The 22,589-nt window shown below is 73.2% G+C and carries 18 protein-coding genes; 9 read left to right on the top strand and 9 right to left on the bottom strand.

The features are described from left to right. Position 1: 1 nt before the first annotated feature. Both ACIPUC_RS03705 and ACIPUC_RS03710 read left to right on the top strand, forming a co-directional pair. On the top strand, positions 2–661 hold the full coding sequence (locus ACIPUC_RS03705) for a MerR family transcriptional regulator (protein WP_446586546.1): 660 nt from the start codon (positions 2–4) through the stop codon (positions 659–661). A gap of 76 nt (positions 662–737) precedes the next feature. Beyond that, complete coding sequence (locus tag ACIPUC_RS03710; RefSeq protein ID WP_446586547.1) at positions 738–2,387, top strand: sigma-70 family RNA polymerase sigma factor; 1,650 nt, start codon at positions 738–740, stop codon at positions 2,385–2,387. A gap of 18 nt (positions 2,388–2,405) precedes the next feature. Here ACIPUC_RS03710 and ACIPUC_RS03715 read toward each other — a convergent pair whose 3' ends face one another. Next, on the bottom strand, positions 2,406–3,260 hold the full coding sequence (locus ACIPUC_RS03715) for an RNA polymerase sigma-70 factor (RefSeq protein ID WP_446586548.1): 855 nt from the start codon (positions 3,258–3,260) through the stop codon (positions 2,406–2,408). A 178-nt stretch (positions 3,261–3,438) separates the two neighbouring features. Between ACIPUC_RS03715 and ACIPUC_RS03720 the strand changes: the two genes are divergently transcribed. Beyond that, complete coding sequence (locus ACIPUC_RS03720) at positions 3,439–5,868, top strand: Helicase associated domain protein (RefSeq protein ID WP_446586549.1); 2,430 nt, start codon at positions 3,439–3,441, stop codon at positions 5,866–5,868. Here the strand turns inward: ACIPUC_RS03720 and ACIPUC_RS03725 are convergent. Next, on the bottom strand, positions 5,862–7,253 hold the full coding sequence (locus tag ACIPUC_RS03725; protein ID WP_446586550.1) for a glutamate decarboxylase: 1,392 nt from the start codon (positions 7,251–7,253) through the stop codon (positions 5,862–5,864). The genes ACIPUC_RS03720 and ACIPUC_RS03725 overlap by 7 nt on opposite strands. 264 nt (positions 7,254–7,517) lie before the next feature. Here ACIPUC_RS03725 and melC1 point away from each other — a divergent pair, with 264 nt between their 5' ends. Continuing rightward, a complete protein-coding gene (melC1, locus tag ACIPUC_RS03730) occupies positions 7,518–7,910 on the top strand; it encodes an apotyrosinase chaperone MelC1 (protein ID WP_446586551.1) in 393 nt (130 codons plus the stop codon). After that, positions 7,907–8,755, top strand: a complete 849-nt coding sequence (gene melC2, locus ACIPUC_RS03735) for a tyrosinase MelC2 (RefSeq protein ID WP_446586552.1) — start codon at positions 7,907–7,909, stop codon at positions 8,753–8,755. Before melC1 ends, melC2 begins: the two co-directional genes overlap by 4 nt. Here the strand turns inward: melC2 and ACIPUC_RS03740 are convergent. Beyond that, positions 8,710–9,414 carry a response regulator gene (locus ACIPUC_RS03740; protein ID WP_446586553.1) on the bottom strand — a complete coding sequence of 235 codons (705 nt, stop codon included), beginning with the start codon at positions 9,412–9,414 and terminating at the stop codon, positions 8,710–8,712. The two genes, melC2 and ACIPUC_RS03740, sit on opposite strands and share 46 nt — an antisense overlap. Further along, on the bottom strand, positions 9,411–11,129 hold the full coding sequence (locus ACIPUC_RS03745) for a sensor histidine kinase (protein ID WP_446586554.1): 1,719 nt from the start codon (positions 11,127–11,129) through the stop codon (positions 9,411–9,413). The genes ACIPUC_RS03740 and ACIPUC_RS03745 overlap by 4 nt, the downstream gene beginning before the upstream one ends. A 106-nt stretch (positions 11,130–11,235) precedes the next feature. On the opposite strand from ACIPUC_RS03745, the gene ACIPUC_RS03750 reads away from it, so the two are divergent. Both ACIPUC_RS03750 and ACIPUC_RS03755 read left to right on the top strand, forming a co-directional pair. Then, positions 11,236–12,588, top strand: coding sequence for a cation:dicarboxylate symporter family transporter (locus tag ACIPUC_RS03750; RefSeq protein ID WP_446586555.1), 1,353 nt, complete (start codon positions 11,236–11,238; stop codon positions 12,586–12,588). Positions 12,589–12,853: 265 nt separating this feature from the next. After that, entirely contained in the window at positions 12,854–14,629 is a 1,776-nt protein-coding gene (locus ACIPUC_RS03755; protein WP_446586556.1) for a S8 family peptidase, read from the top strand. Positions 14,630–14,683: 54 nt separating this feature from the next. On the opposite strand, the gene ACIPUC_RS03760 is transcribed toward ACIPUC_RS03755, so the two are convergent. The 3 genes from ACIPUC_RS03760 to ACIPUC_RS03770 all read right to left on the bottom strand — a co-directional run bounded on the left by ACIPUC_RS03760 (position 14,684) and on the right by ACIPUC_RS03770 (position 17,503). Then, positions 14,684–15,355: a (2Fe-2S)-binding protein gene (locus tag ACIPUC_RS03760; RefSeq protein ID WP_446586557.1), complete on the bottom strand. Its 672-nt coding sequence runs from the start codon at positions 15,353–15,355 to the stop codon at positions 14,684–14,686. 28 nt (positions 15,356–15,383) lie between these two features. Then, entirely contained in the window at positions 15,384–16,625 is a 1,242-nt protein-coding gene (locus ACIPUC_RS03765) for an MFS transporter (RefSeq protein ID WP_446586558.1), read from the bottom strand. 77 nt (positions 16,626–16,702) lie between these two features. Next, positions 16,703–17,503: an alpha/beta fold hydrolase gene (locus ACIPUC_RS03770; protein WP_446586559.1), complete on the bottom strand. Its 801-nt coding sequence runs from the start codon at positions 17,501–17,503 to the stop codon at positions 16,703–16,705. Positions 17,504–17,643: 140 nt separating this feature from the next. Between ACIPUC_RS03770 and ACIPUC_RS03775 the strand changes: the two genes are divergently transcribed. After that, entirely contained in the window at positions 17,644–18,330 is a 687-nt protein-coding gene (locus ACIPUC_RS03775; protein WP_362585879.1) for a GNAT family N-acetyltransferase, read from the top strand. A 63-nt stretch (positions 18,331–18,393) separates the two neighbouring features. Here ACIPUC_RS03775 and ACIPUC_RS03780 read toward each other — a convergent pair whose 3' ends face one another. Further along, complete coding sequence (locus tag ACIPUC_RS03780) at positions 18,394–19,422, bottom strand: TolB family protein (protein ID WP_446586560.1); 1,029 nt, start codon at positions 19,420–19,422, stop codon at positions 18,394–18,396. Between the two features lie 300 nt (positions 19,423–19,722). Between ACIPUC_RS03780 and ACIPUC_RS03785 the strand changes: the two genes are divergently transcribed. Then, positions 19,723–20,955 carry an alpha/beta hydrolase-fold protein gene (locus tag ACIPUC_RS03785; RefSeq protein WP_446586561.1) on the top strand — a complete coding sequence of 411 codons (1,233 nt, stop codon included), beginning with the start codon at positions 19,723–19,725 and terminating at the stop codon, positions 20,953–20,955. Here ACIPUC_RS03785 and ACIPUC_RS03790 read toward each other — a convergent pair. After that, on the bottom strand, positions 20,933–22,408 hold the full coding sequence (locus ACIPUC_RS03790; RefSeq protein WP_446586562.1) for a carboxylesterase/lipase family protein: 1,476 nt from the start codon (positions 22,406–22,408) through the stop codon (positions 20,933–20,935). The genes ACIPUC_RS03785 and ACIPUC_RS03790 overlap by 23 nt on opposite strands. Positions 22,409–22,589 lie beyond the last annotated feature (181 nt).

Raw genomic sequence — 22,589 nt, forward strand, 5'->3', positions numbered from 1 at the left:
CATGGGAGAGTTGAGCCGGACCGCCGGCGTACCGGTGCCCACCATCAAGTTCTATCTCCGCGAAGGCCTGCTGCCCGCCGGTGAGTTGACCAGCCCCAATCAGGCCCGATACGGCGAACAGCACGTCCGCAGACTGCACTTGATCCGCGCCCTCACCGATGTCGGCGGACTGCCGCTCGCCTCCGTCGGCAAGGTGGTGGAGGCTCTGGCGGACCTCGACCGCCCCCTGCACGACCTGCTGGGCGACGCCGCCGGCACCGTCCGCCCCGCCGACCCGCCGGAGGTCGACCCGGCGAACGGCGCGCAGGCGCGCGCCCTGGTCGAGGAGCTGATCACGCGGCGCGGCTGGCAGGTACCGCTCGGCGACCCGTCCGCGCTGGCGCTCACCGCCGCCGCGTCCTCCCTGTTGGCGGTGGGGCAGGGGGACTATCTGGACTACCTTGACGAGTTCGCCGCGGCCGCGGAGCGGATCGCAGCCGCCGACCTGGCCTTCGTCGGGCGCCGGACGCAGCGGGAGGACATGGTGGAGCGGGTGGTGGTGGGCACCGTACTGGGGGATGCGATGCTGGCTGCGCTGCGGCGGCTCGCCCAGACCGACGCCTCGGCGCGGCGCTACCCCCTTCCGCCCGCAGCGGATGCCGGGAAATCATTTTCCGGATAAGTGTTATCGAGGCCCCTTTCGACGGTCTCCCAGACATTGGGCATCATCGACCGCCGGTACGGACAGGGAACATCACATGAGCACTCAGCACACGGCAGCGCTGGTGGCAGCGGCGCGCGCGGGCGATCCCCGCGCGCAGGACGAACTCGTCGGCACCCACCTGCCGCTCGTCTACAACATCGTCGGCCGGGCCCTGAACGGGTCCTGCGACGTGGACGACGTGGTGCAGGACACGATGCTGCGGGCCCTGGACGGGCTCGGCGGGCTGCGCGCGGACGAGAGCTTCCGGTCCTGGCTGGTGGCGATCGCGATGAACCGGATACGGGCGTACTGGCAGGCCCTGCAGAGCGGCTACGGCGAGAGCACGCTGGAGGCGGCCGGCGAGGTCGCCGACCCGGGGGCCGACTTCGTCGACCTGACGGTCGTCCGCCTCAACCTTGCGGGTCAGCGGCGCGAGACGGCCCGCGCCACGCGCTGGCTGGAGCCCGACGACCGGGCGCTGCTGTCGCTGTGGTGGCTGGAGTGCGCCGGGGAGCTCACCCGGGCGGAGGTGGCCTCCGCGCTGGAGCTGTCCCCGCAGCACGCGGCGGTACGGGTGCAGCGGATGAAGGCGCAGCTGGAGGCGGCCCGGGTGGTGGTGCGCGCCCTGGACACCCAGCCGGTGTGCGAGGAGCTGCGGGGGCTGCTGGCGGGCTGGGACGGCCGGCCCTCGGCGCTGTGGCGCAAGCGAATAGCCCGCCATGCGCGGGACTGCGTACGCTGCTCCGGCCTGTGGAGCGGCCTGGTTCCGGCGGAGGGGCTGCTGGCCGGGCTGGCGCTGGTGCCCGTCTCCGCGGCCCTGCTGGCCGGGATACGCGCGACCGGTGCGGCCGACTTCGACCTCGCGGGCGCCGCCTTCGCCGCCGGCGAGGGCGCCGGCACGGGCCCGGGCTTCGCCGACACGGCGGCCCAGGCGCACCTCGCCCCGGACGTGGCGACGGCGGGCGGCGGTCGCGGCGCGCTGCGCAGGCGCAAGCAGAACCGGCGCCGGGTGATCGGCGGAGCGGTCCTCGCGGCCTGTGTCGCGGGCGGCGGCCTGGTGTACCTCGGCACGCTCCCCGGTTCCGGCGACACGAAGACGGGCGACGCCGCCGCCCCGGCCCCGCTGGCCGCACTCTCGGCCTCCGAGTCCGCGCTCCCCTCGGAGCCGCCCTCGCCGTCCGCCTCCGCCTCCGCCTCGCCCTCCGCGTCCCCGTCGCCGACGCCGTCGGCCTCCGCCTCGCCGACCCCGGCCGCGAGCCCGACCCCGGCACCGAGCCGCAGCAGCTCCCCGAGCCCGAAGCCCCCGGCGCCGGCCCCCGCCCCGCCGGGCATGGCGGGTCAGGTCCTGGCCCTGGTCAACTCCGAGCGGGCGGCGGCGGGCTGCGCTCCGCTGAAGGAGGACGCGCAGCTGCGCGCGGCCGCCCAGGGCCACTCCGAGGACATGGCGCGGCGGGACTTCTTCTCGCACACCAGCCCGGAGGGAACGGACCCGGGCCAGCGGACCACGGCCGCCGGATACCGCTGGTCGACGTACGGGGAGAACATCGCGAAGGGCCAGCAGTCGGCCCAGTCGGTCATGGACGCCTGGATGAAGAGCCCGGGCCACCGCGCGAACATCCTCAACTGCTCCTTCAAGGACCTCGGCGTCGGCATCCACCAGGGCTCGGGCGGTCCCTGGTGGACGCAGAACTTCGGCGCGAAGTAGCCGGCCCGCGAGTGCGGTTCAGGACTGGATGCCGCGCAGCTTCTGCGGGTTGATGACGAAGCGCAGCGCGGTGATCCGGCCTTCGGCCGCCTCGAAGGTGGCCGCGCCGAAGTTCACGCCGCCGACGGCCAGCAGCAGTCCGGCCTCGCCGTTGATCTCGGCGATGCGCATCTCCACGCCCTGGGCCTCGGGTTTGGCCAGGACGCCCAGGAGCCAGCGCGCGACGTGGTCGGGTCCGCGCAGGGGGCGGCGGGCGGCCGAGACGACACCGCCGCCGTCCGACCAGGAGACGACGTCGGGGGCGAGGAGCGTGAGCACCTCGCCCAGGTCCCCGCCGGCGCAGGCCGCGAGGAACTTCTCGGCGACCTCGCGCTGTTGGGAGGCGCCCGCGGTGAACCGCGGGCGGCGGGCCTGTACGTGCTCGCGGGCCCGGTGCGCGGACTGGCGGACGGCGGCCTCCGACTTCCCGACGACCTCGGCGATCTCCGCGTAGGAGTACCCGAACACCTCGCGGAGCACGAACACCGCGCGCTCGACCGGGGTGAGGGTTTCCAGCACGACCAGGACCGCCATCGAGACGGTGTCGGCCAATTCGGCCCCCTCGGCGACGTCGGGCGAGGTCAGGAGGGGCTCGGGGAGCCACGGGCCGACGTAGGCCTCGCGGACCGCCTGGGCCGACGTCAGCCGGTTCAGGCTCAGGTTGGTGACGGTGCGCACCAGATAGGCCTTGGGGTGCTGCACGGCCGTCCGGTCCGTCCGGTTCCAGGCGAGCCAGGCGTCCTGCACGATGTCCTCGGCGTCGGCGACGCTGCCGAGCATCCGGTAGGCAGTGCCGAAGAGCAGTCGCCGGTTCTCCTCGAACGTGTCGGTCATGGGTCCCACCGTCGCATTCGAACGCCAGTTGATCAAGAACTGGTTTCCTGCCCGTGAGACAAAGCAGCCCCGCCGGATGTGACACCCGTGTTCCGCGATGCGCACCCCCGATGCATCAAAGTGGAGGCAGGATAGGAGCTGGAGCAGTATCGGCTGATCACGAGGGTGAGCGAGACACATGGCGAGGAAGGACCTTCGTCCGCACCAGCGCGAGGCCGTCGATGCCGTGGTGCGGGCGCTGGAGGTGCCCGCCGGGGGCCGGGTGCCCGAGCGCGGGCTGCGCACCCAGGTGATCATGGCCACCGGTTCGGGGAAGTCCCTGGTCGCCGTCCGCTCGGCGGAGGAACTGCGGGCCGGGAGGGTGCTGGTGCTGGTTCCCTCCCTGGACCTGCTGGTGCAGACCGTCACCGCCTGGCGGGAGGGCGGCCGCGCCGGGCGGTCGCTGGCCGTGTGCTCCCTGCGCGCCGAGGACGCGGGCGTACCGACCACCACCGATCCGGCCGAACTGGCCCGCTGGGGCGGCCCGCCCGCGGACCGGGCGACGGTGTTCGCGACGTACGCCTCGCTGGGCCTGGGCACCATCGAGCGCGCCCATCTCGCAGGGCTGCCGGGCTGGGACCTGGTCGTGGTCGACGAGGCGCACCGGACCTCCGGGCGGATCGGCAAACCCTGGGCGGTGGTGCACGACAACGCGCGGATCCCCGCCGTGCGGCGGCTCTACCTGACGGCCACGCCCCGCGTCTGGCAGGACGGCGAGGAAGAGGAGGCGGAGGCGGAGGCCGGGGGAGGTACCCGGGGGCGCGGCGAGCTGGTGGCGTCCATGGAGGACGATCCGCGGGGGCCGTTCGGCGCGCGCTGCTACACGCTCTCGCTGTCCGAGGCCATCGACCGCGGGATCTGCGCCCCCTACCGGGTGGTGTGCGTGGACGTGACCGACCCGCAGTTCCGGGCGGCCGTGCTGCTGGGCCGCGACGGCCGCTCGGACGCGGTGCGCGGGGCCCGGCTGGCGGCCCTGCAGACCGCGCTGGTGAAGGCGGCCGCCCAGGAGGGGTTCCGGCGGACGCTCGTCTTCCACCACCTCACCAAGGAGGCCGAGGCCTTCGCGGCCGGGCTCCCGGCCGTGGCGGAGCGGCTGCGGCTCAGCGCCGGCAAGGGCAGCGGCGGCCCCCGGCCGGCGTATCCCCGCACCGTGTGGGCGGACTGGCTGTCGGGGCAGCACTCCGCCGCCCGACGGCGGCAGGTGCTGGACGCGTTTTCGGACGGCCGGGTCGCCGAGAAGGCCTTCCTCGGCAGTGTCCGCGTGCTCGGCGAGGGCGTGGACACCAAGGAGTGCGACTCCGTCTACTGGGCCGACGTACGGGGCTCCATGCCCGACCTGGTGCAGGCGGTCGGGCGGGCGCTGCGGATCCGGCCCGGGGAGGGGAAGGTCGCCTCCCTGGTGGTCCCCGTGCTGCTGGAACCGGGTGAGACGCCCGAGGCGATGCTCACCTCGCGGGCGTACGGGGACCTGGCGCGGCTGCTGGAGGCGCTGCGGGCACACGACGCGCGCCTGGTGGAGGCACTGGCCCAGCCGCAGGCGTCGAGCCGGACCGCGGCCCCGGCGGCCGGCTCCGGCGCGCAGGAGCTGCTGAACTTCTCCACGCCCCGGGATCCGGCGCTGCTGGCCGCCTTCGTACGGCTGCGCGTGCTGCATCCGGAGCACGCGCACTGGCGGCGCGGGGTCGAGGCCGCCCGGATCTACGCCGCCACGGCCGGGGACCTCAGGGTGCCGTTCGGCTTCAAGGTGCCGGCGGACGACGGGGCGTGGCCGCCGGGGCTGGCCCGGTTCCCGCTCGGCCAGTGGATCGCGGACGCGCGGCGCACGTACCGCCGGGGCGCGCTCGGCCGGGAGCGGGCGGCCGTGCTCGACGAACTCGGCATGGTGTGGAGCCACTTCGACGTGGCCTTCGAGGAGGGGCTCGCGGCGGCCCGCGGCTGGGCCGCGGAGCACGGCCACCTGCTGCCGCCGGCGGACGCCACGTGGCGGGGCGCTCCGGTCGGGATCTGGGTGAAGAACCAGCGGGCGGCGGCCCGCCGCGCGGGGCCCGGGGGCCTGTCGGAGGAGCGCCGGGAGGCCCTGGAGGCGGTCGACGCCTCCTGGTGCCCCGCCTGGGAGATCTCCTGGCAGCGCGCCTTCCACCTGACCCGCGTCCACCTGGACGCGGGCGGCCGCCTCCCGCTCGCCCCCGGCGAGGTGGTGGTCCAGGGCGAGGACCTGGGCGGCTGGGTGCGCGCGCAGCGACTGAACTGGGAGCGCCTGTCATGGGCGCAGCGCTGGCTGCTGGAGCACACGCTCGGTGTGACGCGGGCGCCGGAGGACGAGCGCCCGAGGCCGCGCCGCAGCCACGCCGAGGCGTGGGCGGACCACCTGGAGGCGGCCGAGCAGTTCCACCTGCGCGAGAAGCACCTGCGGGTGCCCCGTACGCACGTGGAGCTGTACGGCGACCAGGAGTACCGGCTGGGTGCCTGGATCGCCAACCAGCGCTCCCGCGCGGCCTCGCTCACCCCCGAGCGGGTTGCCGCCCTGACCGCCCTCGGCATGCGCTGGTCGGCGAAACCGGCTCAGTGATGGAAGCCGGACCGCGGCTCGGCGGCCGGGGCGGACGGGGGTACGGCCTTCAGGTGCTCCACGGCGCGGCGCAGGTCGGCGACGAGCAGGGCGATCTGATCGCGGGTCACCCCGTGCCGGACGAGGACCCGCTGGATGACGGTGTCGTCCCGGTCGGCCGGCAGCGGGTACGAGGGCACCTGCCAGCCGCGCATCCGCAGCCGGTCGGAGAGGTCGTAGAGGCTGAAGCCCGCTCCGGCCGGGTCGGTGAGCGTGTAGGAGACGGCGGGGAGGGCGCCGCGGCCGTCGTAGAGGAGGGTGAACGGGCCCATCCCGGCGATCTCGGCGGCCAGGTACCGGGCGGTGTCGGCGCAGGCCTGCTGCACACGGCGGTAGCCGCCCCGGCCCAGTCGAAGGAACAGGTAGTACTGGGCGACGACCTCGCCGCCCGGGCGGGAGAAGTTGAGCGCGAAGGTCGGCATGTCACCGCCCAGGTAGTCCACGTCGAAGACGAGGTCCGCGGGGAGCAGGTCGGCGGTGCGCCAGACGATCCAGCCGACGCCGAGGGGCGCGAGGCCGTACTTGTGGCCCGAGGTGTTGACGGAGGCGACGCGCGGCAGCCGGAAGTCCCAGACCACGTCGGGGTGGAGGAAGGGGGCGACGAAGCCGCCGCTCGCGGCGTCCACGTGGATGGGCACGTCCCAGCCGTGCTCGGCCTGGATGCGGTCGAGTTCGGCGGCGATGTCGGCGACGGGTTCGTAGTCGCACGTGTAGGTGACACCGAGGATGGCGACGACGCCGATGGTGTTCTCGTCGACGTACGCGGCGAGCTGGTGGGGCCGCAGACCGGTGGCGCCCTGCTCCAGGGGGACCTGGCGCAGCTCGACGTCGAAGTAGCGGGCGAACTTCTCCCAGCAGATCTGGACCGGGCCGCACACCAGGTTGGGGCGGTCCGCGGGAAGGCCCTGCGCGCGGCGGCGGGCGCGCCAGCGCCATTTGAGGGCGAGTCCGCCGAGCATGGCGGCCTCGCTGGAGCCGGTGGTGGAGCAGCCGGTCGCGGCGGCGCCGACGGGGGCGTTCCACAGGTCGGCCAGGATGTTGACGCAGCGCGCCTCGATCTCGGCGGTCTGCGGGTACTCGTCCTTGTCGATCATGTTCTTGTCGAGGCAGTCGTTCATCAGGCGGTGGACGCCGTCGTCGGACCAGGTGGTGCAGAAGGTGGCCAGGTTCTGCGCGGCGTTCCCGTCCAACAGGAGTTCGTTGCGGATGAGTTCGTAGACGACCTCGGTGGGCGCGTGGTCTTCGGGCATCCGGTACTTGGGGAGGATCTGGCCGCTCAGCGCGGACGCGAACACGTCCGTGTCGGCGTCGGGTGCATGCGCGTCCTTCGTCTCATGAAGAGCCATATCGGCACTATAGGTGAGTAACAGACATATCCACCCGAGGTCACGCCACACCTTCCGGCCGACTCGGCAGTGTGACCCCCTCCACAGCCGGCCCGCGGAACAGAAGAAATTACCGCCGAGTAGCATCGACACGACAGAACTTCCCGTCGAAGTCGCCACACTCGGCCCCGACCGGAAGAACGTGCGATTCGTTCTAAACCAAACTTATCCACTGATGTCCGGATAGTGGTCAACTGCCGCTGCTGCCCTGGTAGTTCTTCGGTCATGAACAAGATCACCCGTCGGCAGGCCTTGGGCACCACTGCCGGCGCACTCACCGTCCTCGGCCTGGCGGGCGCCACCGCGCACGCCGCCGCCACCGACTCCCGGGCCGCCGCCCCCGCCGGCACGGTCGACGAGGTGTACAAGGGCCGACGCATCCGGATAACCCCCGGTACGGGAGGCGGCCATCACGGCGGCCACCACTCCCCCGGTCTGCCCACCGTCCGGATAGACGGCCGCGAACTGCACGTGATGCGGAACGCCGACGGCACCTGGATCAGCGTGGTCAACCACTACGAGACCTTTGCCGACCCGGCCTCGCTGGCCCGCGCCGCCGTGCGCGAGCTCCAGGGCGCCGTGCTCGCCCCGTTCGCCCCGATGGGAGGCACGGCATGACCGTCCGCAAGAACCAGGCCGCGCTCACTGCCGAGGAGAAGCGCGCCTTCACCAACGCGCTTCTGGAGCTGAAGCGCACCGGCCGCTACGACCGCTTCGTCACCACCCACAACGGCTTCATCATGAGCGACACCGACGCGGGCGACCGGGTGGGGCACCGCTCCCCCTCCTTCCTGCCCTGGCACCGCCGGTTTCTTCTCGAGTTCGAGGCTGCTCTGCAGGAGGTTGACGCGAAGGTCACGCTCCCGTACTGGGACTGGACGGCCGACCGCACCGCCCGCTCCTCCCTCTGGGCCGCCGACTTCCTCGGCGGCACCGGCCGGGCCCGCGACGGCCAGGTCCTCGACGGACCCTTCGCCTACGCGACGGGCAAGTGGAACATAACCGTACGGGTGGACGGGCGCGCCTACCTGCGCCGGGCGCTGGGCCAGGGCGTCGCCGAGCTGCCGACCAAGGCGGAGGTGGACGCCGTCCTCGCCATGCCGGTGTACGACGCGGCCCCCTGGAACAGCTCCTCCAGCGGTTTCCGCAACAACCTGGAGGGCTGGCGGGGCGCCAACCTGCACAACCGGGTGCACGTGTGGGTCGGCGGGCAGATGGGCACCGGGGTCTCCCCCAACGACCCGGTGTTCTGGATGCACCACGCCTTCGTGGACAAGCTGTGGGCCGACTGGCAGGCCCGCCACCCGCAGTCCACGTACCTGCCCGCGGCCGGCACCCCGAACGTCGTGGACCTGGGGGACACGATGCGGCCGTGGAACGACGTGACCCCGGCGGACCTTCTGGACCACCGGAAGTTCTACACGTTCGACACCGAGCCGGTCGCCGCCGCCAGCCAGCGGTAGTGCAGTTCGGGGCGGCCGACCTGGCCGTACCGGGGGGTGCGGTCCGCGCGGCCGGTGTCGACCAGGTGCTCCAGGTAGCGGCGGGCGGTGATCCGGGAGATCCCGGCCGCCTCGGCCGTCCCCGCCGCCGTCAGCCCCTCGGGGGCCGACCGCAGCAGCGCGGCGACCCGGTCCAGGGTCGGCGCGCTCAGCCCCTTGGGGAGCTCCGCCGGGCGCGGAGCGCGCAGGGCGGCCATCGCCCGGTCCACGTCGTCCTGGCCGGCCGCCTCGCCCGCCGTCGCGCGGAACTCGGCGTAGCGCAGGAGCCGTTCGCGCAGGGTCGGGAAGGCGAAGGGCTTCAGCACGTACTGGACCACGCCGAGCGAGACGCTCTCGCGGACCACGGCAAGGTCCCGCGCCGAGGTCACCACGATCACGTCGACGGGGTGCCCGGCGGCCCGCAGCCCGCGCGCGAAGCGCAGGCCGTGCCCGTCGGGCAGGGTCAGGTCGAGCAGCAGCAGGTCGACGCGCGTCCGCTCCAGGGCTCGGGTGGCCTCGGCGAGCGAGTGCACGGTACCGACCGCGGTGAAGCCCGGAACCCGGCCCACGTAGAGCGCGTGCGCGTCGGCGGCGACCGGGTCGTCCTCGACGATCAGGACCCGCACCCCGGACCCGCTCACGGTGTCCCGCCCGAGGCGGGGCCGGGACCCGCGGGCTCGCGCGCGCCGCCGGCCGGACGGCCGAGGCCCGGCGGGCGCTCCGGGTACGGTGCGCCGCGGCCTGGCGCCGCGGCCGCCTCCCCCTGCCCCGGCACGGGCGCCGGCAGCCGTACGGTGAACTCGGCCCCGCCGGACGGGCCCGAGGCGGCCTCCGCCGTGCCGCCGTGGCGCTGCGCCACCTGCCGTACGAGGGCCAGGCCCAGGCCGCGGTCCTCGCCCTTGCCGGACCAGCCGCGCCGGAACACGTCCACCCCCTCCGGGAGGCCGGGTCCGGTGTCCGCCACCCGCAGCAGCAGTCCTTCCCCGTCGCGGCGCACGGTGACCGCGATCCGGCCGCCCGGGACGCCGGTGAGCGCGTCCATGGCGTTGTCCACGAGGTTGCCGACCACGGTGACCAGGTCCCGGGCCGACGGGGTCCCGGGCCCGCCGTCGATGGCCGTGCTGTCGGGGGTGACCAGCAGCTCGACGCCCCGCTCGTGCGCCTGGGCGGCCTTGCCGAGCAGCAGCGCGACGAGCACCGGCTCTCCGACGGCGGTGACCACCTCGTCGGTGAGGGCCTGCGCCAGCTCCAGTTCCGCGGTGGCGAACTCGACCGCCTCGTCCGCCCGGCCGAGCTCGATCAGCGAGACCACCGTGTGCAGCCGGTTCGCCGCCTCGTGCGCCTGGGAGCGCAGGGCCTGGGTGAACCCGCGTTCGTGATCCAACTCCCCGGCCAGCAGCTGGAGTTCGGTGTGGTCGCGCAAGGTGACCACGGTGCCCCGGCGACCGCCGCCCGCGACGGGCGAGCTGTTGACGACGAGCAGCCGGTCGGCGGTCAGGTGCACCTCGTCGACCCGCGGCCGGTCGGCGAGCAGCGCCCCGGTGAGCGGCGCGGGCAGCCCCAGGTCGGCGACGCCGGTTCCGGTCACCGCGCCCCGCAGGCCCAGCAGTTCGCGCCCCGCGTCGTTGACGAGGGTGATCCTGCGCTGGCCGTCGAGCATCAGCAGCCCCTCGCGCACACCGTGCAGGGCCGCCTGGTGGTAGTCGTACATCCGGCTGAGCTCGGCCGCGTTCATCCCGTGGGTGTGGCGGCGCAGCCGGGCGTTGACGATGTAGGTGCCCGCTCCGCCGAGGGCGAGGGCCGCGGCCGCGACCCAGACGAGGGCGGTGAGCTGCTCGGCGAGGCGCGCGCTGACCGCCCGGACGGTGATCCCGGCGCTGACCATGCCGACCACGCGCCCGTCGTCCGTCAGCGGGGTGACCACCCGGATCGAGGGCCCGAGGGTGCCGGTGTAGGTCTCGCTGAAGGTCCGGCCGCGCAGGGCGGGGCCGGTATTGCCCATGAAGGGCTCGCCGATCCGGCGCGGGTCGGGGTGGGTCCAGCGCCGCCCCGCCGGGTCCATGATCGTCACGAAGTCCACGCCCGCGTCGACGCGCACCCGCTCCGCGTACGGCTGCAGCCGGGCCGTGGGATCGCTGCCGCGCACGGCCTCCCGTACGGCCTCCAGGACCGACGGGGAGTCGGCGACCGCGCGGGCCACGGCCCCGGCCTGGCGCCGGGCCGCGTCCTCGGCCTGGCCGCGGGCGGTGGCGTAGGCGAAAACGGCGCACCCGGCCACGACCACGGCGACCAGCAGCACCTGCATGGCGAAGAGCTGGCCGGCGAGGCTGCGCGGCGGCCGGGGCAAACGGAACATGTCGCTCAGTGTGCACCGGCTCGTGAACTCAATGAACGCAAGGGTGACCGGGGTCACAACGGCGCGCGATGGTCCTCCCGGAACGTTTTCACCACCAGGAGGCATCGTGGCCGCCACGCGCGACAGAACGCACTATCTCTACATCGCGGTGATCGCCGCGGTGCTCCTCGGCATCGCCGTCGGCTTCGCCGCACCCGGCGTGGCCGTGGAGCTCAAGCCGCTGGGCACCGGCTTCGTGAACCTCATCAAGATGATGATCTCGCCCGTGATCTTCTGCACGATCGTGCTGGGCATCGGCTCGGTCCGCAAGGCCGCCAAGGTGGGGGCGGTGGGCGGGCTCGCGCTGGGCTACTTCATGGTGATGTCCACCGTGGCCCTCGCCATCGGCCTGCTGGTCGGCAACCTGCTGGACCCGGGCAGCGGGCTCCACCTGACCGAGGCGGCCAAGTCCGCCGGAGAGGCCCAGGCCAAGGCCGGCGGGGCGAAGACCACGCCGGAGTTCCTGCTGGGGATCATCCCGACCACGCTGGTGTCCGCCTTCACCGGCGGCGAGGTGCTCCAGACGCTGCTGGTGGCGCTGCTGTGCGGGTTCGCGCTCCAGGCCATGGGCACGGCGGGCGAGCCCGTGCTGCGCGGGATCGGACATGTACAGAAGCTGGTGTTCCGGATCCTGGCGATGATCATGTGGGTGGCCCCGGTGGGCGCCTTCGGGGCGATCGCGGCGGTGGTCGGGGCGACCGGCATCGACGCGCTGAAATCGCTCGCCGTCATCATGATCGGCTTCTACGCGACCTGCCTGATCTTCGTGTTCGTGGTGCTGGGCACGCTGCTGCGGGTGTGCACGGGGGTCAGCGTGTTCTCCCTGCTGCGGTACCTGGGGCGGGAGTTCCTGCTGATCCTCTCCACCTCCTCCTCGGAGTCCGCGCTGCCGCGGCTCATCGCGAAGATGGAGCACCTGGGGGTGTCCCGGCCGGTCACCGGCATCACGGTGCCGACCGGGTACTCCTTCAACCTGGACGGGACCGCGATCTACCTGACGATGGCCTCGCTGTTCGTCGCGGAGGCGATGGGCCAGCCGCTGGCGCTGGGCGAGCAGATCTCCCTGCTGCTGTTCATGGTCATCGCCTCGAAGGGCGCGGCCGGGGTGACCGGCGCGGGCCTGGCCACGCTCGCCGGCGGACTCCAGTCGCACCGGCCGGAACTGGTGGACGGGGTCGGCCTCATCGTCGGCATCGACCGGTTCATGAGCGAGGCGCGGGCGCTGACCAACTTCGCGGGGAACGCGGTCGCGACCGTTCTCATCGGGACGTGGACCAAGGAGTTCGACCGCGGACGGGCCACCGAGGTGCTCGCCGGGCGGCTGCCGTTCGACGAGACCACGCTGGTCGACGACGCGCCCCGCGAGCCGGCGGGCGTCCCGTCCCAGCCGGAAGGCGCCAAGGACGGCGTACCGGTGTAGCCGGTGGGCCCACTCGGGCCGGCCGGGCAGGGCTCGCCCCCACGGTGCCCAGCCCGGTCGGCCCCGACTTCTCCTGTTATAGGCGCTTTTCGGCCACAGGCCGAAGAACGCGCGTGCGGTAAAAGGTACTTCCGTACCAGGGCACGCGTCTGACATCTTGCGTTCGACCACTTGTTTCGTACGACCCGTAGGTGCCACCCGCACCGCCGGGTCTTCGGAGGACGCATTGATACCCCACATATCCAGCCGACCTCGACGTGCCCTCGTGCTGGCCGCAACCCTCGGTGCCGCACTGACCTTCGGGGCCCCCGCCGCACTCGCCGGCACCGACCCCGTCTCTCCCTCCGGCCCCGCCTCCGCCCCGGCGGCCGCGGCGGCTCCGCAGGCCGCGGCCCCGACTTCCCAGAGTGCGACCTGGGTTGCCGGCACCCGCGCCTACTTCGTGATCACCACGCCCGGTGACACCTCGGCGGTCCGCGCCGCAGTCGCCTCCAACGGCGGCTCGGTCTTCGCGTCCTACGACGCGATCGGCGTCATCGTCGCCCACTCGGCCTCCGGCACCTTCGCCGCCACCATGCGCGGCGTGAGCGGGGTCCAGCAGGTCGGCGCCACCCGCACCTCGGACGTGCCGGCGGACGCCTACAACCCGGCGCTGCCCGCCAACCCGGCGCAGTCCACCACCCCGACGGGCGAGCCGGTCCGCGCCGACATGACCCAGATCAAGGCCGACCAGGCCTGGGCCGTCACCACCGGCTCCGCCACCGTCAAGGTCGGCATCCTGGACACCGGTGTGGACGACCAGCACCAGGACCTGGCGCCGAACTTCAACGCGGCTGACTCCGCGTCCTGCGCGTACGGCAAGGCGGACACCCGCGCCGGCGCCTGGCGCGACGTCGGCACCCACGGCACGCACGTGGCCGGTACGGTCGCGGCGGCCAAGAACGGCAAGGGCGTCATCGGCGTGGCCCCGGGCGTGAAGATCTCCTCGGTGCGCATCGCCGAGCCGGGCTCCTCGCTCTTCTTCGCCGAGAACACCGTCTGCGGGTTCATGTGGGCCGGTGACCACGGCTTCAAGGTCACCAACAACAGCTACTACACCGACCCGTGGCAGTTCAACTGCCCGGACAACGCCGACCAGGCCGCGATCATCGAGGGCGTCAAGCGCGCCCAGGAGTACGCGGAGAGCAAGGGCTCGCTCCAGGTCGCGGCGGCCGGCAACTCCAACCTGGACCTGGCCAACAAGACGACCGACACCGAGAGCCCGAACGACTCGACGCCGGTCACCCGCACCATCACCAACGCCTGCCTGGACATCCCGACCGAACTCCCGGGCGTGGTCACGGTGTCGGCGATGGGCACCACCGCGAAGGCCTCGTACTCCAACTACGGTCTGAACGTCATCGACGTGACGGCCCCCGGCGGCGACGCGACCGGCATCTACAGCACCCTGCCCGGTGGCAAGTACGGCAGCATGAGCGGTACCTCGATGGCCTCCCCGCACGTGGCCGGTGTGGCCGCCCTGCTGGCGAGCACCAACCCGGGCATCACCCCGGCGCAGCTGCGCGACAAGCTGGCCGTCCAGGCCAACGACGTCGCCTGCCCGTCGGACACCCGGTGCAAGGGCACCACGACGAAGAACGGCTTCTTCGGCGAGGGCCAGGTCGACGCGCTCAAGGCCGTCGGCAGCACCCCGCCGCCCGGCAAGTACTTCGAGAACCTCGGTGACGTCGCCATCGGCGACAACACCACCGTGGAGAGCCCCGTCACCGTCAGCGGGGTGACGGGCAACGCCCCGGCCACCCTCAAGGTGGGCGTGAACATCGTGCACACCTACATCGGTGACCTGAAGGTCGACCTGATCGCGCCGGACGGCACCGTGTACACGCTCCACAACCGGTCCGGCGGCAGCGCCGACAACATCAACCAGGCCTACACCGTCAACGCCTCCTCCGAGGTCGCGAACGGCACCTGGAAGCTCCGGGTGAACGACAACGCCGGCGGCGACATCGGCAAGATCGACGCCTGGAACCTCACCTTCTAGTTCCTTCCGCCGCGGGGCCCCCGGGAGCACGCGCTCCCGGGGGCCCTTGCCGTTTCACCGGGTCCGCAGCACGCAGTCCCCGCAGAAGCCGCCGCCGGGCACCCGGTAGTAGAGGCAGCAGCTGCGCCGTACGAAGGCCACCCCGAGCCCTTCCTCGTGGACGAAGGTGCCCGTCCCGGCGAGGGCCCCGCCGTCGGCCAGCAGGGCCGCCGCCAGCTCCACGGCCGCGGCGCCGGGCACCCGGTCGACCAGCACCCGCAGGGCCCCGACCAGTCCCGAGGCGGTGTTGCCCCGCAGGACCTTCGGCGACACCCCGAACCCCTCGCGGACGGCGGCGTCGAGCAGTTCCAGGTGGCCGAGCACGTTCTCGCCGAGCGCCTCGGCCGGCAGCTCCTGCGGCTCGGGCAGCCACAGTTCGAGCGATCCCGCACCGGGCAGCCGCCACCACACCCGGTCGGCCGCGAGATCCGGCACCCGCCCGGCCAGCGCCGCGCAGCCCAGCCCGATCGACCAGAGCCGCGCCGCGATGCCGAACTGGGCGGTCGAGGCGGCCACCCGGCCCGGCCCGCTGCGGTTGCGCCGCCCCACCTCGGCGACGTAGGTCGCGAGCTGCTCCCCGTACAGCACGGTCAGCGGCCGGAAGCCGGGGCCGGGCGGCGGCTCCTTGCCGTACGCCACGGTGAAGAAGGGCCCCACGGACCCCAGTTGCCTCAGTACGTCGTCCACGTCGGTCACCGTATCCGCAGCCGGGGCCTCACCCCGGCTGTACGAGGGCCCCCGCGGGCCCGTCCTGCTGCCGGACCGCCCCGGCCCGGCGCACCGCCGGGCCCATCCCGTACGAGGCGGCCAGCAGGATCGCGCCGAGCAGCAGCCACCCCGGGATCTTCCACACCAGGAGCAGCCAGGTCAGCACCAGCGGACCGGCGGTCCTGGCCACCGGGACCCCGGTACCGAAGAACCCCTGGTACTGGCCGATCCGGTCCGCGGGAGCCAGCGAGAAGCCGATCTGCCAGGACCCGGCGGACTGCCGCATCTCGGCGTCCGCCTGGAGCACCGCGCCCACGACCAGCAGCGCGGCGGCCGCCCAGGCCGGGCCGGGCAGCGCGGAGACCGCGAACACCGCACACGAGGCGGCCATGACCAGCCCCGACACCCGCACCGCCCGCCGGGCGCTGTCCAGGTCCGTGACCGGCCGGGCCATGCGCACCTGGAAGAGCATCACGGCGACGGTGTTCAGCACGAACAGCGCCGACACCAGCCAGCCGGGGGCGTGGGTGCGCTCCGCGATCCACAGCGGGATGGCCAGGCTGAGCAGCGGCATCCGCAGCAGCAGGACCGCGTTCAGCAGGGTGACCAGCGCGTACGGCCGGTCGCGGAGCACGGCCAGCCGGGGCTCCCCCGCCGCCCGACCGGTCACGCGCGCCACCGCGGGCAGCCGCAGCAGCACGGCGGCGCAGACCAGGAAGCCCACCCCGTCCAGTACGAACACGGCGAGGTAGGCCCGCTCGGTGTCCGCGCCCAGGGCGAGCCCGCCGAGCGCGGCCCCGAGCGCCAGCCCGCCGTTGAGCATGGACTGGAGGTGGGCGAGGACACCGGTGCGCTGCTCCGGGGGGACCAGGCCCGCGAGCAGCGCCTGCCGGGAGGCAGCGAGTCCGCACTGGGCGGTGGCGTAGACGACGGCGGCGATCAGGAAGGCCCAGAAGGACCGGATGGCGAGGAAGGCGAAGACCGAGGCCGCGGTGGCCACCGCCAGGGCCGCCGAGGTGCCCCGGGGGCCCCGCCGGTCGGCGAGCGCTCCCAGCGGCACCCCGGCGACGGAGCCGAGGGCCCAGGCGATCGTCAGCCCCAGGCCGATCTGCGCGGGCGAGAGACCGACCACTCGGATGAAGTAGAGCGCCGAACACACGTAGTAGGCGCCGTCCCCGACGGAATTGCTCAGCTGGGCGGCGGCCAGTCGGCGCGGTGCGCCGGGCGGAGGCAGGATCCGTATCGTCACGAGCCCATTGGATCAGCCGAACGGCCCCCTCCCGTGGGCCATTGGCGGCTCGGCGGCCCGGTCCAATCGGCCGTGCGTCAGAGGCGGGCGAGGAACGCCAGCAGCGCCCGGTTGAAGGCCTCGGGCTGCTCCACGCCCGGCAGGTGCCCGGCCCGCTCGATGACGGCGAGCGTGGAGTCCGGGAGCAGCGCGTGCAGGGCCTCGGCCGCCGCGACCGGGGTGTAGACGTCGTCGGCGCCGACCACGACCAGGCAGGGCTCGGCCGCCCCGGCGAGCACGGGCCGGTAGTCGGGGCACTCTGCGCGGCCGCGCAGGGCGGCCGCGGCGCCCTCGGGATCGGTCGCGCGCATCATCGCCAACACGTGCGCGGCGGCCTGCGGCATGCCGGTCACGTTGTAGGGCGCCAGCATCTTGTCGATGACGGCTTCGGCGTAGGGCGCCATGCCCTCGGCGAGCAGCCGGTCGGCGGCCTCCAGGCGGGCCTTGCGGGCCTCCGCGGTCTCCGGCACGGCGGTCGTGTCGGAGAGGACCAGGGCCCTCACCAGACCCGGGTGGCGCAGTCGCAGTTCCATGGCGATCTGCCCGCCCATGGACACACCGCCGACGACCACCTGTTCGATGCCCAGGCGGGCGAGGAGGCCGGCGAGGTCATCGGCGAAGTCGGCGAGCAGCGTCTTGCCCGGGAGGACCGGACTCTCTCCGTATCCTCGCAGGTCAGGGGCGATGACACGGTATCCGGCGGCGGTCAGGGCGGCCGTCTGGGGGGCCCACATGGTGCGGTTGAACGGATGTCCGTGGATCAGGATTACGGGCGCTCCGCCCCGGGGACCCAAGTCGTCGAAAAAGACGTTCACGCCATTGCCAAATTGGGGGTTCATGAGAGGACATTAAGGGGCTACATTGAGCCACTCGCGTTCACGTGACAGCCCGTTGCCTTTCACCCGTGTTTTGCACGGGGGGCGACGTCAGGGACGCAGACTGTGCAACCACCCCACCGCCTAGAAGGACCGAAGGCTCCGTGCCCGTACCCGTACTCCTCGCCGGCCGCACCGTGCGGCTCGAGCCCCTCGCACCCCACCACACCGAGGCCCTGGCCGTGGCCGGTGCCGAGGATCGTACGACTTACGCCTTCACCCCCGTACCCCATGGGGTGCAGGCGTCCCACGAGTACATCGACCGTGCCCTCGCCGATCAGGCGGCGGGTCGATCCCTCCCGTTCGCGGTGGTCAGAGCCACCGACGGCCGGGTGGTCGGTTCGACCCGGTTCCTGGAACTCGACTACTGGCAGGGGCCGCTGGTGTGGCCCGCCGTGCCCGGCGTCCCGTTCGGCGATCCGGCGACGGCGATCCCCGATGCCGCCGAGATCGGCAATACCTGGCTGTCCCCGGGCGCCCAGGGCACCGGCATCAACACCGAGGCGAAGCTGCTCATGCTCCGCCATGCCTTCGAGACCTGGGGTGTGCGGCGGATCTCGCTGCGGGCGGATGCCCGCAACGGCCGCTCGCGGGCCGCGATGGAACGTCTCGGCTTCACCTGCGAGGGGGTCCGCCGGGCCCACTCGCGGGGGCTCGACGGGGCGGTCCGCAGTACGGCCTTCTACTCGATCCTCGACGAGGAGTGGCCGGCCGTGCGGTCGATCATCGAGCTGAGGCTGTCGGCCGGCGCGCAGCGCAAGCGGCGCCGCCGCACGCTGATCCCCGCCTAGTCCGCGTGGCGTAACGCTCCTGCTCCTCCCGCGGCGGTCCTCCCCCGGCCCCTCTCCCCGGATTCATCCGAGGAAGGCCGGGGAGAGGGCCGAGGCCATGAGCCGGGCGGGGGCCCCGCTGCCGTCGGCCGGTACGGAGTACAGGTCGGCTCCGAAGTCCCCCGGCAGGGAGTAGACGACCGTGCGGTCGTCCGTCCACACCACCTGGTCGTCCACGCTCCGCTCCTCCGCGAGCGGGGCCTCCGTTCCGGAGGCCAGGTCCAGCACGTGCAGCCGCCACGGCGCCTCGGCCGGCAGGCCCGGCATCCGCTTCTTGAACACCACCCGGGTCCCGTCGGGCGACAGGGACGGGCACTCGGCGTTCTCGCGCAGCGTGGTCACGGTCCGCTCCGCCAGGTCCCCGCGGACCAGGTGGGTGCGGCCCGCGGTGCCCAGCGTGGCGTAGAAGGTCCGCTCGTCGGCGGTGAAGGTGACTCCCCAGAAGTTCACGTCGGCGCTGCGGTACGGCTTGCCGTCCTTGAGGACGGTGAAGTCCTCCAGCGAGGCCTCGAGCCGGCCGGTGCGCAGGTCGAGCACCGAGGTCCGTGTGGAGAAGCCGGTTCCGGCGTACGAGTCCCCGCCGACGAAGACCGTCCAGGCGGCGAGCCGGCCGCCGGGCGAGACCCGGGCGCGGGTGGGGATGCCGGTGAGCGCGTGCGCGGAGACCTCCGCGAGGCGGGCGTCGAGGACGACGGCCCGGTAGCGGTCCGGGACCCCTCCCTTGTCGGCCTGGAGGCAGATCCCGGTCCCCGCCGCCGCGTGGAAGCGCAGGCAGGCGACCCCCGAGGAGGTGCGGTCCTCCTCCGGCGCGGCGGCCGGGACGGTGGCGAGCTCGTCGCGGTGCGGGCCCCAGGCCATGTTCCGGAACACGATCCGCGGGCTTCCGCGGGCCGGGTCCAGGGAGACGGCGCCCCGGGTGACCTGCGGTCCGTCGGTCCGCGTCCGGTTCTTCTCCTCGGCCCGGGAGGAGGCCCGCACGAGGGCCGTCACGGCCACGGCGGCGAGCAGCACGACGGCGGCGGCCAGGATCAGGATCCGGCGCTGGAGGGTCAAGGGGTCCACTCCTCTCGCGGGGCGGGGGCACCTTACCCATTGGCATGCACATGAGCCAGGCCCGTCCGGCGAACAGCGCCTGAACGCGACAGGGCGGTGCCGACGGCGGGCAACGGCCTTCCCCAGAAAATCCCAAGAGAAGGAAAAATGCGGAACCCCGGGATGCTTTCGTTCATCTTTCGAACGGACGGATCAAGCCCGCCAGACCACCGCCAGACCACCGCCCCCGCCAGACCACCGCCAGACCACCGCCAGACCACCGCCCCCGCCGGGCCAGCACCAGCCGGAGAGCCACCGCACATGTCGTACGCACCCGAAGGGCAGCAGTACCAGCCGCCGTACCGGCCGGAGGGGCAGAACCCGCAGCAGCCCTACGGCGACCGGTACGGAGAGCAGCAGTACGGGCAGCAGCCTCCCTACGGACAGGAGCCGTACGCGGCCTACGGGCAGGAGCCGGAGCACGAGCCCCGCCGCACGTCCAAGGTCCGGCGCTGGGTGATCGCGGGTGTCTCCGTCCTCGCGCTGGCGGGCATAGCGGCCGGCGTGATGTACCACTACGAGATACCCCCGTTCACCGACAAGGGATCGGCCGTGTCCTTCGGGACTCCGCCCGCCGGCGGCGACGGCAAGAAGAACCCGGCCCCCCAGCAGCCGGCGAACTCCAAGATGCTGATGCCCACCGGGCCGCAGGCCGAGTTCAAGAACTCGATGACCCTGCCCGACGGGACGCACGTGGCCGTCACCACGCTCGACGGCAAGAAGTCCGGCTTCAAGGGCAAGGTGTGGGTCTGGGCGCCCAAGGAGTACAACGACCCCAAGTTCGCCAAGAGCGGCTTCCCCGTCATGATCGCCCTGCCGGGCGGCGCCGGTTACCCGAGCAACTACTGGATGGGCACCGACCTGGGCCTCCAGACCAGCATCGCCAAGTGGTACGGCGAGGGGAAGAGCAAGCCGTTCATCCTGGCCATGCCGGTGCTCAACCCGGGCCCGGACGACAAGGGCATCTACTGGGACGGCTCCGACATCCCCGACCAGCCCAAGATGGGGACGTGGCTGACCGAGGACGTGCCGGACCTGGTGAAGGCGAACTTCAGGACCGTGAAGTCCCGTGACGGCTGGGCCTTCATGGGCTCCTCCACCGGCGGGTTCGCCGGCCTGAAGGCGGTGCTGAAGCACCCGGACAAGTTCAAGGCCGTGATCGCCTCCGGCCCGGACATCGTCCCGGACTCCTCCCTCTGGAAGGGCCACGACAAGGAGAAGGCCGAGAACAACCCGGAGGTGCTGGCGAAGCAGCTCATCGACCGCAAGGGTCCGGACGTCTACCTCGCCTTCCAGGTCGGTGACAGCGAGAACAACAAGAAGACCCTCCCGGACGTGCAGAAGTTCATCGCCACCTTCGGCAACAAGGGTCCCGTGCACACCGAGCTGAGGATCATCAAGGGCGGCCAGCACAACGCCAAGACCTACGTCCCGAACATGGGCGAGGGGCCGATCCAGTACATCAGCAAGGTCATGGAAGGACCCGTCGAGTAGGTTCCGGCGCCTGCGCCGCGTCCCGCGCCCCGCCCTTCGCCTCCGGCCCGCCGAACACCCTCGGCGGGCCGGAGCCGTTCCAGGGATCCCAGCCCGGATCGCCGGTCACCGCGAAACGCACCCAGGCACGGTGCATCTCGTCGGCCAGCGCCTGCGGAGCGTCCGGCCCGGCCAGCCAGGCCGCCTCCGGCGCGTCCAGCGTGTCGAACACGAAGCCCAGCTCCAGCGCGTGGCAGGCGCCGAGCCCCGGGACACCGGAGCGCCACGCGAACTCGTACAGGAAGCTCGGCGCCGCCCGCCGCGCCCCGGCGAGCCGCCGCAGCGGGTCGCGCAGCAGCCGGTCGGTGAGCAGCTGCCCCGCGAGGTCGGCGGGGCCCGCCCCGGGCAGGGCGGCGCGCAGCGCCCGTACGGCGGCCAGGTCCTTGCCGCTGCGCCACCGGGCCAGCGCCACGGCGAGCGGGCCCAGCCGGTCCAGCAGCCGCATCGTGCCCGTCGGGGCCAGCCAGAGCCGGTACTCCTCGGTGGTCCAGCCCAGCAGCAGCGGTACGCCGGCGGCCCGGGCCGCGTCGAGCGGGTCTTCGGGCAGCGTGTCCGGGTCGGCCACCAGGCCGAAGGCGGGACCGCCGGCGAGGGGGCTCGATCGGCGCAGCACGGCGGCCTGGGCGGCGAGCAGGGTCGGCAGGGCGGTGGCGCCGAAGGCCTTTGCGGTGGACTCCGTCTTCAGCAGCGAGGCCATCCGCCGGACCACGGCACGGACCCGGTCCCGGTGCAGCACCTCGGGGGCGCCGCTCTGCAGGGCCGCCTGCGCGAAGAGCCCGGCGGCCCTGGGGGCTGCGAGCAGGGCGCCGATGCTGATGGCGCCGGCGGACTCGCCGAAGACGGTGACGCGGGCGGGGTCGCCGCCGAAATCCCGGATGTTGTCCCGGACCCACTCGAGGGCGGCGATCTGGTCCAGCAGGCCCCGGTTGGCGGGCGCGTCCGGGAAGAGCCCGTAGCCGAGGACGCCGAGGCGGTAGTTGAGGGAGACGAGCACGACGCCGTCGCGGGCGAAGGCCGAGCCGTCGTAGACGGGGACGGCCGAGGAGCCCCGGGTGAGCGCCCCGCCGTGGATCCACACCATGACGGGCAGCCGGGCGCCGGGCGCCGGATCGGGGGTCCACACGTTGACGCTCAGGCAGTCCTCCCCGGAGACCTCCGGGTCGGCGAGCAGCGCGGCGAACCTCGGCGGGTAGGGCACCTTCGGCGCGGTGGGGCCGTAGGCACCGGCGTCGCGTACGCCGTCCCAGGTATCCGGGGGCGCGGGCGCCGCGAAGCGCAGGGCGCCGACGGGCGGGGCGGCGTAGGGGATGCCGCGGAAGACGGCGATGCCGTCCGGCCCGGTGCGGCCCTCGACCACGCCGTACGCGGTCCTGGCCCGGGGCCGGCCTCCTCTGTCGCCGCCCGCTGTGCTCATCCGGTCCTCCCGCGGTACGCCGCGCGCACGCGCGCGCGGTGCGCGCACGGTCGCACAGCGGCCCCACGGGTGACAAGCCGTGACCCTGACATCACCAAGTAGGACCAGCGGCCGTGACCCCCCGGGCCTCCCCGCGTTGTACGCCATGTCAAACGCCGCACACCTGCGGCGCCCCATTGCT

This window comes from Streptomyces sp. LARHCF249, from assembly GCF_052871255.1.

Excerpts from the sequence above, each read along its gene's own strand:
- ACIPUC_RS03705 (WP_446586546.1), top strand. The coding sequence starts at position 2 with ATGGGAGAGTTGAGCCGGACCGCCGGCGTACCGGTGCCCACCATCAAG.
- ACIPUC_RS03710 (WP_446586547.1), top strand. The coding sequence starts at position 738 with ATGAGCACTCAGCACACGGCAGCGCTGGTGGCAGCGGCGCGCGCGGGC.
- ACIPUC_RS03715 (WP_446586548.1), bottom strand. The coding sequence starts at position 3,260 with ATGACCGACACGTTCGAGGAGAACCGGCGACTGCTCTTCGGCACTGCC.
- ACIPUC_RS03720 (WP_446586549.1), top strand. The coding sequence starts at position 3,439 with ATGGCGAGGAAGGACCTTCGTCCGCACCAGCGCGAGGCCGTCGATGCC.
- ACIPUC_RS03725 (WP_446586550.1), bottom strand. The coding sequence starts at position 7,253 with ATGGCTCTTCATGAGACGAAGGACGCGCATGCACCCGACGCCGACACG.
- melC1 (WP_446586551.1), top strand. The coding sequence starts at position 7,518 with ATGAACAAGATCACCCGTCGGCAGGCCTTGGGCACCACTGCCGGCGCA.
- melC2 (WP_446586552.1), top strand. The coding sequence starts at position 7,907 with ATGACCGTCCGCAAGAACCAGGCCGCGCTCACTGCCGAGGAGAAGCGC.
- ACIPUC_RS03745 (WP_446586554.1), bottom strand. The coding sequence starts at position 11,129 with ATGTTCCGTTTGCCCCGGCCGCCGCGCAGCCTCGCCGGCCAGCTCTTC.
- ACIPUC_RS03770 (WP_446586559.1), bottom strand. The coding sequence starts at position 17,503 with ATGAACCCCCAATTTGGCAATGGCGTGAACGTCTTTTTCGACGACTTG.
- ACIPUC_RS03785 (WP_446586561.1), top strand. The coding sequence starts at position 19,723 with ATGTCGTACGCACCCGAAGGGCAGCAGTACCAGCCGCCGTACCGGCCG.
- ACIPUC_RS03790 (WP_446586562.1), bottom strand. The coding sequence starts at position 22,408 with ATGAGCACAGCGGGCGGCGACAGAGGAGGCCGGCCCCGGGCCAGGACC.